The sequence below is a fragment of the Pedobacter sp. V48 genome, assembly GCF_000523515.1.
Classification (GTDB): Bacteria; Bacteroidota; Bacteroidia; order Sphingobacteriales; family Sphingobacteriaceae; genus Pedobacter.
Genome location: NZ_AWRU01000006.1, coordinates 443,733 through 457,043 on the forward strand (window position 1 = coordinate 443,733; position 13,311 = coordinate 457,043).

Consider the following 13,311-nt stretch of genomic DNA (forward strand, 5'->3'; position numbering starts at 1 on the left):
TGCGTCTCACAAATAAACCGGGATAGCTTCATCAAGCTTAAAAACAAGAATAAAAAATGAAAAAACTTTTAATATTAGCAGCAGCATTAACTACGGGATCTTTAGCATACGGACAGGAAGAACCTAAGATCAAAGTGAGTGGTTATCTGGAAACTTATTTCGGTTACGATTTTAATAAACCGACAGATAACAACAGACCTGGATTTATCTATTCTCATAACCGCCATAACGAAATGAATTTAAACCTGGGTTTCATTAAAGGAAATTATGATAATGGAACCATCAGGGCAAATGTAGCTGTAATGGCAGGAAGTTATGCCAATGCAAATTTAGCGGCAGAACCCGGGGTATTAAAGAACATCTATGAAGCAAATGCTGGGGTGAAACTTTCCAAAACGGCAAATTTATGGCTGGATGCCGGAATTTTCTCTTCACATATTGGCTTTGAAAGTGCTGTCTCTAAAGATTGTTGGGTATTAACAAGAAACATCTCATCAGAAAATACACCTTATTATGAATCGGGTGCAAAAATTACCTATGTTACAAGTGACGGAAAGTTTACTGCTGCTGTATTTTATTTGAACGGATGGCAAAGAATTACCCGTCAGAACGGAAATAGCCAGCCAGCCGGTGGTGTACAATTGACATGGAAACCAACGGATAAAATTACGATCAACTATAGCAATTATCTGGGAACAGAAGGTGCCGACTCGATACGGGTAACACGGTTCTATCATAATGTTTATGGGATATTCCAGGTAACTGATCAGTTTGGATTGACTCTTGGCTTTGATTACGGAACACAGCAGAAAACAAAAGGAAGCAGTGACAAATATGAAGTTCTTTCGCCTGTTGCCATTGCACAATACAAGATCAACAGCAACTGGGCCGTTGCCGCAAGGGGAGAATATTACCAGGATAAGAACGGTGTTTTTATCGCTACTGGAACACCTAATGGGTTTAAAACAACTGGATATTCACTTAATGTGGATTACGCTCCTGTGAGTAATGCAGTAATCAGACTGGAAGGTAAAATGTATAGCAGTAAAGACAAAATATTTGTACGTAATTTGAATGCTGTGGACAACAATGCTGCCGTTACAGCAAGTATTGCTGTTGCTTTTTAGACTTAGATCAATATAGTTTAGAACTGCGGAATTCACCTAAAACCAGGCGGGTTCCGTAGTTGTTAAAATCAAATATTTACTATGAAAAAATGGACATTTCGGGGTTTTGTGAGCAATCCCTTTGGTAAACTGATTCTGTGTTTTGGTATTGGGTTAATTATTGGTGGATTATGGTATTTGATGAGTAATGACTACATCATTATTAAATGGTAATTTTATTGAACCATGGAAGAAGATAATAAAGCAGACTCAGTAAGGAAATTTCTTGATCTGGTAAAGAAGTCCAGAAGAGGGAAATTTAAGGTATATATTGGGATGAGTGCAGGCGTGGGTAAAACATATAGAATGTTGCAGGAAGCCCATGCTTTATTAAAGAATGGTATCGATATTCGGATTGGCTATATAGAAACCCATAACAGAGCTGAAACACATGCATTATTAGACGGAATCCCAATTATTCCCAGAAGGAAACTCTTTTATAGGGGTAAAGAGCTGGAGGAGATGGACGTAAATGCAATTATTAACACACACCCAGAGGTTGTTATTGTTGATGAATTAGCGCACACCAATGTTGAAGGTAGTAAAAATGGCAAGCGTTGGCAGGACGTTGCTGATATTCTTGAAGCGGGAATTAGTGTGATCTCTGCCGTAAATATTCAACATCTTGAAAGTATGAATGAGGATATTGAAACCATTACCGGGATCCCGATCACAGAGAGAATACCAGATAAGATTTTAGAGACAGCGGATGAGATTGTTAACATAGACCTAACTGCAGATGAATTGATAGAACGGTTAAAAGCAGGGAAAATTTATGATAAAAGCAAGATCGAACGCGCCCTAGGGAATTTTTTTCAACCAGAGCGTATACTCCAGCTTCGTGAACTTGCTTTAAAAGAAGTTGCCCATCACCTGGAACGGAAAATCAATATTGAAATTCCTAAGCAAATCAAGCTTCGGCCCGAGCGTTTTTTAGCTTGTATATCAACTAATAGTACAACAGCTAAAATAGTGATCAGAAAAACCGCAAGACTTGCTTCCTATTACCGTTCACCATGGATAGTGTTATATGTACAAAACGACAATGAAAGTGGCGATCGGATTAAATTGGACGTACAACGGCATCTGATTAACAATTTTAAAATGGCAACTGAGCTAGGTGCAGAAGTGATAAAAGTTAAAAACAATCATATCACCAGTGCCATATTGAAAGTTGCGGAAGAAAAAGAGATTACCACAATATGTATAGGCAAGCCACACTTAAATTTATTTCAGATCATTATGAGAACTGCTGTTTTTAACCAGCTTTTGCGAAGTATTTCTGCTACTGAAACTGATCTTGTTATACTATCATGACGTTAACAATTTAATATTATAAACCATGAAGATAAAAACTAAACTACGCCTCGGATTCGGGTTCTTATTCGTGGTCGTGATATTCTTCGGAGCGATCTCGCTCTACTATATGAATAAAATTTCTGTAAGCTCCAAAGTAATCTTAAAAGACAACTATGAAAGCTTAAATTTTTCTGGTGAAATGCGAAAGATACTTGATGAAAGTGTCATACCACTTTCGCAGAAAGAGGCACAACAGTTTGGAGTTCATTTGGCAAAAGAAAGAAATAACATTACTGAAAAGGGAGAGCACCAGTCTGTACTTAAACTTGCTGCTGCCTATAAGGTTATTATAGACCCTGCAAAAGATATATCGGCCAAGCAGTTGGCATTAAATAATGCCAGATTGCAGTTGAGGATCATTGACGAGGTGAATATGAATGCTATTGTGAGAAAAAATGCTGCTGCCCAAAGAGGTGTAGAAAAGGCGGCGACTTATCTGATCTTTGCTGCCTCAATGTGCTTTTTAATCTTGTTTTCCTTTGTCGTAAACTTCCCAGGTTTTGTAGCCAACCCCTTAAAGGAATTCTCTGAAGCTATTAAAGAGATCAGTAGAAAAAATTATAAACAGCGTTTGGAATTCAATGGAACTGATGAGTTTTCAGAGCTGGCAACAGAGTTTAACGCTATGGCTGCTCAGCTTAACAAATGGGAAAACAGTAATCTGGCCAAAATACAGTCTGAAAAACTAAGGATAGAGGCCATTATTGAACAAATGCAGGACGCAATTATTGGTCTGAATGAGAAAAAAGAGATCTTGTTTTTGAACAAGGTAGCCGGACAGTTGTTGAACCTGAGTGAAAAAGATATTGTCGGATTAAATGCTTTAGAGCTGATGAAAAGAAATGATCTTTTAAATAGAATATTGCAAATCGATAGTATCGATAAACCTATGAAGATCTATGCTGATAATAAAGAGTCCTATTTCCAGCTGGAGCGTAGGGAGATCACAGTTCCGGTAGCGTATGAGGATCAGGATGAACAGATAATTACCGAGACAAGAAGAACCGCCGGTGAAGTATATATGCTAAAAAACATAACGCAGTTCAAAGAATTAGACGAAGCCAAAACAAATTTTATTGCTACTGTATCTCATGAATTAAAAACACCGATATCATCTATTAAGATGAGTTTAAAATTAATGGATGATGAGCGTGTTGGTACAATGAATGCCGAGCAGAAGGAACTTGTTCAACATATCAAGGAGGATTGCGGACGATTATTAAAGATTACAACGGAGCTACTTGATCTTGCTCAGGTAGAAACAGGTAATCTGCAATTAAATTTTGTGAAATCTGATCCACGTAAGATAGCCATTTATGCTATGGATGCTGTAAGGTTTCAGGCAGAGCAAAAGTCGATTGAATTGGAGTTGATAAGCAAAAATAATTTGGCAAAAGTATTTGTGGATACTGAAAAAACGGCATGGGTACTGGTTAATTTTTTGTCTAATGCTTTGAGGTACAGTTCAGAGAAATCTAAAGTGGTTATTCAGGTAATTGAAAAGGACGGAAATATAGAATTTTCTGTGAGGGATTTCGGAAAAGGGATTGATGAGCAGTACCAAAAAAGGTTGTTTGATCGCTATTTTCAGGTTCCTACTGACGGAAATAATAAATCAGGATCTGGTTTAGGACTGGCTATATCTAAGGATTTCATAGAAGCGGAAAGCGGAAAGATTTGGGTAGAAAGTGCTATTGGAGAAGGAAGCCGATTTTGCTTTCAGCTACCAATAGCAGTATAAAGATGCCTTACTAATTCATTGCAGAGTTAAGTGCAATGATGGCCGTTTTAAAGTGTTCACGTGCAACTAAAAATTGAATGTTTACTTTTCTTAATGCAAAGCCTGCGCTCTTAATGTTTATCCCTTTTTCGGTTAGAGCGTAGGCACTTTTTGCCAATAAACCTGGCTGGTCTATATTTGACCCTAACAAGCACACCATAGCAACTTCCTCAATAGTTACCTTTTCGAAGTCATCTTCCAGATCACTAATTAGTTTTTTAACAAAATCTCTTTCCCAAATTGCAATGGATATGCTGTTGGCACTGGTTGCTTTAAAGGTATAACTAATGTTGTGTTTATAGAAAACCTGCATGATATGCAGATCACTACCTACGCTACCTACCATTAATGGATCATAAACATCAATCAATAGCAATTTGTCCGTTCCTGTAATTACCTCCACACGTTTATGCTCGCAAACAAAACTTCTGGTGATCAATGTGCCGGGATGGGCAGGTTCAAACGTATTTTTTATACGCAGGTGAATGCCGTTAATTTCCAGAGGTTTTGAAGCCTTGGGATGGATAGCCTCCATGCCTACATCTGCCAATTGATCTGCAATGTCATAATTGGTGTAGCCAACCGGGGTACAGTTTTCTATTCCAACTAAAGCAGGATCTGCGGTGGATAAGTGATATTCTTTATGAATAATAGCTTCCTGGGGTTTTAAAAATTCGGCGATTTTGCTAAAAGTTACTTCAGAATATCCCCGGTCAAATTCACGCATGATACCTTCTGTTCCTTTAGCATATCCTGTAACTATACACACCGTGTTTTCTAAGTCGATATTTTTAAAGGCATGCTTTATTCGTTGGTCAATGGTAAACGCCCTATGGTCATTAAAGCCACTCAAATCTATAAGAATAGCATTAATGCCCATGTTATTTAAGATATTGGTAAAATTAAAGGCAGAGTGGCTTTCTCCAATTGAAGCGAGTATCTCGCGTGCTGCCTGTAAAATACCTGCCTTACTCACATAACCTGAGGCTAGGATGTTTGCTAAATTCTCCAGATATTTTTGTGCCTCGGTAATATGATTTTCTATAAACTGATCGGCAAGAGTTAAATCAAGGCCTATGCTTTTATACTTTTTGTTGATTGATTTTAACTGAACAATCAGATTCTTCAACGGCCTATGGAAATCCTGATATTTGGCAATGCGATGATAAACACCTGGTTTCCCTGTTTTTTTGTTCTCCAGCAACATGTCGGTAACACCGGAAAATGCAGAGACTACAAAAACCCTGTTGTATAATGCCTTGTCGCTTCGTTCAAATAAGACAATGTTATTAATAACATCTGTAAGGGCACTCATCGAAGTCCCCCCAATTTTTTCTACTGTTAACATGTATGATCTTTACTTTCAGTTTAAAATTACAGGATTTTTTCCGTTCTCTAGCAAGCCTAATCTATTAGAAGTGAAAATCCGAACGAGATTGGGCTTACCTGGAGAATCTAAGATGCGAATAGAGTTACAAAACAGGGGCCTAAAAGATCGGATTGATTCTAAACATCAGTAAGACATTGTTTTAGCTGTTTTTTATTTTTTTAAATTAAAATCAAGATTAACAAGAGCCTTTCAAAGTGGGTGGCATTTTTTCATTTTAGTATATTATAGCTTAAAGCGCTTAGAAATAACTGATAATTATCTATATTCAGTTAAATTTCAAGAGAATTGCTTTAGGATTTGGATGATATGGTTTAATTCATACATTTGAATTAATCAAATATAGACCCTATGCCTAAACATTTACCCGACCTAAATAGTCTGATAAGTCATATTGCTTTGTATAATAATGAGAATGCATACGAGAAGCTTTTCAAATCTTTGTTTCCTTCTTTGTATCGTTTTTGCTTTTGTTTACTAAAGTCAAGAGAACTTGCAGAGGAAGTGGCTAGTGATGTTATGATTACCCTTTGGCGAAACAGAGAAAAACTATCGGAGGTAAGGAACATAAAAGTTTACGCTTTTGTAATCGCCCGTAATTTATCTTTAAATGTGCTGAACAAACATTCAAAGCAGGAGTGGGTCTCTCTTGATGATATTGAATTCGAAATTATTCTTGACAACCTGAACCCAGAGCAAATATTGATTAATGATGAATTGAAAAGAAAGCTCGAGGTTGCAACCGAAAAACTTCCTTCTCAGTGCAAATTGGTATTTAAGTTAATCAAAGAAGATGGGTTAAGTTATAAGGAAACGGCATCGATTTTAAATATTTCCCCTAAAACAGTAGATGCACATCTGGTAACGGCAATTAAAAAAATGAGTACTGTTTTAAAAGCCGAATTTAACCTCATGTAAAAAAACTTTTATTTTTTTTTACGGAAGACTAGGGAGTTTGCTAAAAAGGTTTGTCCTATACATACAAACCAATATAAACTTACCCGGATTATCTGTATGTATAAAAACAGAATTATAGAACTGTTAGCTCGTAAATTAGCTGGTGAAGCCACGAAAAGCGAATTGGAAGAGCTGAATGACCTCATAACAGGATATCCCGATTCCGTTTACTATGAAGAATTTTTAGAGCAACTCTGGTTGAGTTCAGAAGGACAAACCGATTTGCCCGATGTCGATCAGGCGTATCTGTTACATAGGCTTAAATTTCGTGATGAGTTTGGACATAAAGAAGAAACACAAAAAATAACCGGTTTCAAAAGATATAAAAATCTTATTGGCATTGCTGCCATATTACTGGTTATTGTTTCTGCTGCTCTCCTTTATTACAATAGGTCCGATAAATTTTCTCCTGACACTCAGATTGTTGCAGGGAAAGGCATCCGAAAAAAAATTAAGCTTCCTGATGGTACAATAGTTTGGCTTAATTCTGACAGTAAGCTTTCATATGAGAGCAATATTAATCAAAAGAAGAAGCGTATTGTTTACCTGGTAGGTGAGGCCTTTTTTGATGTAGCTCACCATAAATCTCATCCCTTTATTGTACGTACTGATAAAATTTGTGTAAAAGTTTTGGGAACGGCATTTAACATAAAAGCTTATCCCATTGATAAAAAATCGGAGGCAACCTTGATCCGCGGTTCTATTGAACTTTCAGTAAACGACAGATCGGAACAAAAGATCCTTTTAAGTCCGTCAGAAAAATTTGCATTGGTTGAAGATAAAAAAGTTATTCATGTTAAGTCTAATGCCTCGACAGATGTGCCAAAGGACATAACGTTAACGATACAACATGTGGTACCGGTCCGAATTGGTAATAACGAATATATCGAAGAAACTTCATGGCGTGATAGCCAGCTTGTGTTTCAGAATGAATCGTTAGAAGATCTGAAACCAAAGCTGGAACGCTGGTTCAATGTGCAGATCAACTTTGAAACCGAGCAAGCAAAATCTTATCGCTTTACAGGTGTATTTAAAAATGAAACAATCGAAGAAACCCTGAAAGCAATGCAATTAATCAAACCATTTAACTTTAAACTTAAAGAACATGACGTGATCATTTACTAACAAAAAAGGGAGCTAAATGCGGCTAACATTTCTCTCCCCCTAAACCTTCATGAGTAGCTAAATGCTACTATTACAGATTTTTAACTTTGAAATTCACAAATCTATGAAAAAAAAAGAACTGTGCAATAAAGTTCTATGTGCCAACTTTCCCAACAAAAAACTAATAATGATGCTAAACTGGATCTTCGTTTCATCGTTTGTCTTATGTTTGCAGGTATCAGCCGCCACCTTCTCCCAAGGTACAAAAGTTGATTTAGAGCTGCATAGAGTCAAATTAAAGGAAGCGCTCAATGTGCTTGAGAAGAAAGGAAATATACGCTTTCTATATAGCGAGGACGACCTTTCTGGTAGTAAAGATGTTACACTGGTAAAGAATCAGATATTTGTTTCTGACGCCCTGATGTTAATTTTGAAAAACACTAATCTGGAGTTCCAGGAATTGGAAGATAATCTGGTAGTGATAAGATTAAGAAATGCTTCAGCGGCCGATATTTTGGTGAAAGGTCTGGTTACAGATGCCAATGGAGCTGGCATCCCCGGAGTAAGTGTTAAATTAAAAGAAGGTACGGCGGGCTCAACTACTGATGCAACAGGAAAATATAGCATCAGGGTGCCTGACAATGGTACATTGGTATTCTCTTATATGGGATATCAGACTCAGGAAATTCCGGTTAATAAACAAGAAACAATTAATGTGAAGCTGGTAGAAAGTGCGCAGGCACTTTCTGAAATTGTGGTTGTAGGTTATGGAACACAGAAAAAAGCTGTCGTTTCCGGAGCTGTAACCTCAGTCAAAGGAGCCGAGCTGGCAAAAACACCAACAGTAAACCTTTCTAATTCATTAGCTGGTCGTTTGCCAGGTGTAACTGCTGTTCAGGCAAGTGGTGAGCCCGGTTATGATGGATCATCTATCCGCATTCGTGGGGTTAATTCCTTAGGAAATAACAATGCCTTAATCGTTATCGATGGAGTGCCAAACAGGGCAGGTGGTTTAGAACGCCTAAATCCAAATGATGTAGAAAGTGTATCGGTACTAAAAGATGCTTCTGCTGCAATTTATGGATCGAGGGCGGCAAATGGTGTAATCCTTATAACCACTAAACAAGGTAAATCTGGAAAACCACAATTATCTTATGATTATGGCTATGGCTTGCAACAGCCAACCAGAACACCTAAAATGTCAAATTCATCCCAGTATGCTGAAATCTTGAATGAACTAAACATATTTGGCGCCGACTTGCCTCAGGACCAATGGAGTGCAGCCTGGCAGGCATTTAAGGAAACAGGATCGTACAAACGAACTGATAACAATAGTACAATCAGTGCAGCTTATCGCCCTGATGAAATGCAGAAGCTACGTGATGGTTCAGACCCTTTAAGGTACCCGAATACTGATTGGTTTAATACCACACTTAAAAACTGGTCTCCACAACAAAAACACAATTTACAAATTAATGGAGGAGGAGATAACATCAAATACCTTGTGTCTTTGGGATATTTAGATCAGGATGGTTACTATAAAAAATCTGCAACAGGATATCAGCAGTACGATCTGAGGATCAACCTCGAAGCGAACATCAATAAATATGTAACTGCAACATTAGGTGTTACCGGTAGAGAGGAAGTTCGTAATTTCCCTACTGTAGGTGCGTCGGATGTGTTCAGGATGCTGATGCGCGGAAAACCAACAGAAATAGAGGTTTGGCCAAATGGTTTACCAGGACCTGATATTGAGTATGGATATAACCCATATGTGACAACTACAGATCTTACAGGTTATAACAGAGATCGCAGAGATTACTTACAAACCACCGGTAAAGTAGAAATCAGAATTCCATGGGTTGATGGTTTAAAAGTAACAGGAACTGCCTCTATTGATAAATTTGCAGGCAGACAAAAAAGATGGCAGACGCCTTGGACGCTTTATTATTGGGACAAAAAATCTTTTGAAGCAGATGGTGTAACACCTGTGCTTACTGGTTCCGTACGCTCTGAGCGTACAGATCCTAGTTTAACTGAAACCGCTGGAGCACAATTGGCAACGAACTTAATGGGAATGATCAATTATGATAAAAAAATAGGAGATCACACTATTGGTTTAATGGCTGGTGTAACCAGAGAAAAGGTTGACAATGATGGTTTTTCTGCCTTTAGAAGGTACTTTATTTCTACTGCTTTGCAGGAACTGTTAGCTGGTAGCGATAAAGAACAATCGATCAGCAATCCAGGTGACCCAAATAATTTATATAAAAGAGCTCGTTTGAGTTATTTTGGAAGAGTTGGTTATAATTATAAAGAAAAATATCTTGCTGAATTCTTGTGGAGAGCAGATGGTTCTTACATCTTCCCTGAAGACAAACGTTTTGGNWKCTWMSMTNGGATTTTCATTGGGTTGGAGAGTATCTGAAGAGCCTTTCTTTAAAGATAACGTAAGATTTGTTAATAATTTGAAAATCAGGGCTTCATGGGGTCAGATGGGGGCAGAGGCATACTTCGGTGATGCACTTGCCGAATATCAATACCTGAGCACAATGGGTTTTGGGAGTTATGTGATCAACGATCAGTTAAGCCAAACATTGGTTGAAAACCGAGTTCCTAATTTAGATTTCGGATGGGAAGTAGCCAACAACTCCAACGTAGGTTTGGACGCATCGTTCTTAGATAATAAACTAAGCTTTGAGTTTGATGCCTTTTATAACAAGCGTACAAAAATTCTTATTGCAAGAGGTAACTCTATACCTGGCAGTTCAGGTATCACCGATAAACTACCTCCTGTGAATCTTGGAAAAGTAAACAATAAAGGTTTCGAATTTAAATTGAGCTATAACGACAATGTAGGTGAGCTTAATTACGGTGTAAGTGTCAACGGAGGATATTCTAAAAACAAGATCATATTCTGGGATGAAACTCCAGGCGCGCCAGAGTGGCAACGATCAACTGGAATGCCTACAGGAACAGAGCTTGTATACCAATATGATGGGGTTTTTAGAGATCAGGCCGAAATTAGTGCTAACGCCATCGATTATAGTGCCTTTACAGGTAATCTATTACCAGGTGATATGAAGTTTAAAGACATCAATGGCGACGGTAAAATCAATGGTGATGATCAGATTAGAATGGACAAAACCAACACACCTACTTTTACAGGTGGTTTTAATTTGAATCTGGCTTATAAAGGGTTTGATCTTTCGGCTTTAATTCAGGGAGCTTCAGGAGGCCTGCAGATTGTAGGATTAACAGAATCTGGTGACATAGGGAACTTCCTTGAATGGTCATACAAAAACCGTTGGAGCATCGAAAATCCGAGTAGTGAATTTCCTAGGTTATCGAACCGTGGTAAAACCTATTATACCGATTTTAACAATGCAGCACGCAATACTTATTGGATGCGTAGCAACAATTATATAAGGTTAAAAAATGTTGAGCTGGGCTATACGTTTGCTCCGGAATTGGTAAAACGAATCGGGTTAACAGCGCTTAGGGTATATGTAAATGGGCTAAATCTTGTAACTCTGGATAAAATTAAAATTTGGGATCCTGAATCAACAAACTCTAGTGCCCAATATTATCCTCAGGCAAGGGTTATCAATACAGGAATTAAAGCCACTTTTTAAGTTCAAAGAATTAAAATATTTTATATGAAACCTATAAATAGAAATACATACATATTTTCCATCGCTCTTATAACGCTGTTCGGATCAGGTTGTAAAAAGGATTTTCTTGCAGTAGATCCACCAACAGCAATTAATGCTGATCTGGTATGGAAAGATCCTGCGTTGGCGCAAGCCTTTGTTACCGAGATATACAATGGGTTAAATGTGGGAGGATTTGATGAGCAGATGTTGTCGTCAGTTTCAGACGAGTCACTTTTTACGCATCCAAACAGAGGAATCGATCTTGTTAATGCAAGTACCATAAATCCAACAACACTAGGTTGGGTTCATGCAACCTGGGGCTATGATCAGATGTATAATCGTATCCGTGCCTGTAATATCACGGTAGAGAAGTTAACAGGTACCGATAATGCAATTACTGATGAAGCTGTAAAGTCGAAGTTGTTGGGACAGGCTTATTTTTTAAGGGCCTATTTTTATCAGCAGCTGTTGCGATATTATGGTGCTGTGCCACTTATTACAAAAAGCTATGGACTTAATGATGATTATAAAGTAAAAAGAGCCACTTATGAAGAGTGTGTAAACTTCATTATTAAAGATTGTGAGGAGTCTTTTAATCTATTAAAAGATCAAACAATGGTCAAAGGACAAACTAATTCTTTGGCTGCTTTGGCGTTGAAATCACGCGTTTTGTTATATGCCGCAAGTGATCTGCATGATGTTCCTACTGCAAAATCAAAATCTACAGTGATTTCAGGCTATGCTAACCCAGAATTTTTAGGGTATCTGACTGGCGATCGCAATGCACGCTGGAAAGCAGCACAAGATGCAGCAAAAGCTGTGATGGATGCCGGAACAGGGTATAAGTTGAACCTGGATGCAAAAGTATCCGTTGCTGAAGGACGTAATAACTATAAAAGCATAGCTATGGGTGGTGGTAGTAAAGCGCCGGGCATAGATATCGCTGCTGCTTCTGAATTAATTTTTGCCAGATACTTTATAGATCGCAGTGACTTGCGCTATGGAAGAGCAAATGGACCAAATGGCTATCATAATTGGGCCGGTAAYMYYMSMWTAGGCTTGCTTGTTGATGATTATGAGATGATTGATGGAACAAAATTTAGCTGGACCAATACTGCGCAGCAATCTGCTCCTTATCAAAATCGTGATCCACGTTTCTACGCAACTGTTTTATATGATGGTGCTGGTTGGAAACCAAGAGATAAAGTTTCAGGATCAGTAGATCCTGCTAACCAGATACAAACCGGCGAATACGACCTTATGGAGGACGGGAAAAAGATCCGTTTTAAAGGGCTCGATACAAGAGGTAGTTCCATTGAAAACTGGAACGGAAGCTGGACCGGCTATTATACACATAAATTTATAGATCCGGATCCGAATATTGTAGATGCCTCTATGCCTCAATTTGTGCCATGGCCGTTCTTCAGATATACTGAGGCGGTAATGAATTATATTGAAGCCAGTATAGAGTTAGGCGATTTTGCTCCGGCTGTATTGTGGTTAAATCGTATTCGCTTCCGTTCAGGAATGCCTGCAATTGCCGGTAGTTCGAAAGAAGTGTTAACCGAAATTTATCGTCATGAACGCAGAATTGAAATGGTATACGAAGAACAGCGTTACCATGATACCCGCAGATGGATGATAGCACCTGCAACCTTGGGTAGGAAAGCGACTTATATTAAGGTTTCTGGTACTTTCAAAGCTGGTAAAACAATGTCTGAGCCTTATCATTATGATACCTCAGTTTATGATTATACATACACTCCAACTGTAGAGACCGCACAAGAAAATCGCAAATGGGAAGATAAAATTTATTTTAGACCATTTAGTCGTGACGAGATCAACAGAAATAGTGAGTTGAAACAAAATCCAGGTTACTAATAACGCACTCAATATCGTAGG

General features: G+C 38.1%; 9 protein-coding genes and 1 pseudogene. 9 read left to right on the forward strand and 1 reads right to left on the reverse strand.

Translation table 11 applies throughout. The features are described 5' to 3' along the window. Positions 1-56 precede the first annotated feature (56 nt). From N824_RS07170 to N824_RS07180, 4 genes are all read left to right on the forward strand, one after another. A complete protein-coding gene (locus N824_RS07170) occupies positions 57-1,127 on the forward strand; it encodes a porin (RefSeq protein ID WP_048904435.1) in 1,071 nt (356 codons plus the stop codon). A gap of 81 nt (positions 1,128-1,208) precedes the next feature. Continuing rightward, positions 1,209-1,340: a hypothetical protein gene (locus N824_RS35405; RefSeq protein WP_255327419.1), complete on the forward strand. Its 132-nt coding sequence runs from the start codon at positions 1,209-1,211 to the stop codon at positions 1,338-1,340. A gap of 12 nt (positions 1,341-1,352) precedes the next feature. After that, entirely contained in the window at positions 1,353-2,483 is a 1,131-nt protein-coding gene (locus N824_RS07175; RefSeq protein WP_048904436.1) for a universal stress protein, read from the forward strand. 25 nt (positions 2,484-2,508) lie between these two features. Continuing rightward, complete coding sequence (locus tag N824_RS07180) at positions 2,509-4,266, forward strand: ATP-binding protein (protein WP_048904437.1); 1,758 nt, start codon at positions 2,509-2,511, stop codon at positions 4,264-4,266. A 10-nt stretch (positions 4,267-4,276) separates the two neighbouring features. Here N824_RS07180 and N824_RS07185 read toward each other — a convergent pair whose 3' ends face one another. After that, on the reverse strand, positions 4,277-5,653 hold the full coding sequence (locus tag N824_RS07185; RefSeq protein ID WP_048904438.1) for an aspartate kinase: 1,377 nt from the start codon (positions 5,651-5,653) through the stop codon (positions 4,277-4,279). Between the two features lie 390 nt (positions 5,654-6,043). Here N824_RS07185 and N824_RS07190 point away from each other — a divergent pair, with 390 nt between their 5' ends. The 5 genes and pseudogenes from N824_RS07190 (at position 6,044) to N824_RS07205 (ending at position 13,290) form a co-directional block, all read left to right on the forward strand. Then, entirely contained in the window at positions 6,044-6,610 is a 567-nt protein-coding gene (locus N824_RS07190) for an RNA polymerase sigma factor (RefSeq protein ID WP_084498220.1), read from the forward strand. Between the two features lie 96 nt (positions 6,611-6,706). After that, positions 6,707-7,774, forward strand: a complete 1,068-nt coding sequence (locus N824_RS07195) for a FecR family protein (RefSeq protein WP_048904439.1) — start codon at positions 6,707-6,709, stop codon at positions 7,772-7,774. Between the two features lie 103 nt (positions 7,775-7,877). Continuing rightward, positions 7,878-10,181, forward strand: a pseudogene (locus tag N824_RS32970) (SusC/RagA family TonB-linked outer membrane protein). Beyond that, the gene (locus N824_RS32975) at positions 10,162-11,388 is read left to right on the forward strand and encodes a hypothetical protein (RefSeq protein WP_200869830.1); all 1,227 of its coding nucleotides are present in this window, start codon (positions 10,162-10,164) and stop codon (positions 11,386-11,388) included. Before N824_RS32970 ends, N824_RS32975 begins: the two are co-directional and overlap by 20 nt. A 24-nt stretch (positions 11,389-11,412) precedes the next feature. Further along, positions 11,413-13,290, forward strand: a complete 1,878-nt coding sequence (locus N824_RS07205; RefSeq protein ID WP_048904440.1) for a RagB/SusD family nutrient uptake outer membrane protein — start codon at positions 11,413-11,415, stop codon at positions 13,288-13,290. Positions 13,291-13,311 lie beyond the last annotated feature (21 nt).

Coding starts and splice junctions, on each gene's coding strand:
- N824_RS07170 (WP_048904435.1), top strand. CDS start 57: ATGAAAAAACTTTTAATATTAGCAGCAGCATTAACTACGGGATCTTTA.
- N824_RS35405 (WP_255327419.1), top strand. CDS start 1,209: ATGAAAAAATGGACATTTCGGGGTTTTGTGAGCAATCCCTTTGGTAAA.
- N824_RS07175 (WP_048904436.1), top strand. CDS start 1,353: ATGGAAGAAGATAATAAAGCAGACTCAGTAAGGAAATTTCTTGATCTG.
- N824_RS07180 (WP_048904437.1), top strand. CDS start 2,509: ATGAAGATAAAAACTAAACTACGCCTCGGATTCGGGTTCTTATTCGTG.
- N824_RS07185 (WP_048904438.1), bottom strand. CDS start 5,653: ATGTTAACAGTAGAAAAAATTGGGGGGACTTCGATGAGTGCCCTTACA.
- N824_RS07190 (WP_084498220.1), top strand. CDS start 6,044: ATGCCTAAACATTTACCCGACCTAAATAGTCTGATAAGTCATATTGCT.
- N824_RS07195 (WP_048904439.1), top strand. CDS start 6,707: ATGTATAAAAACAGAATTATAGAACTGTTAGCTCGTAAATTAGCTGGT.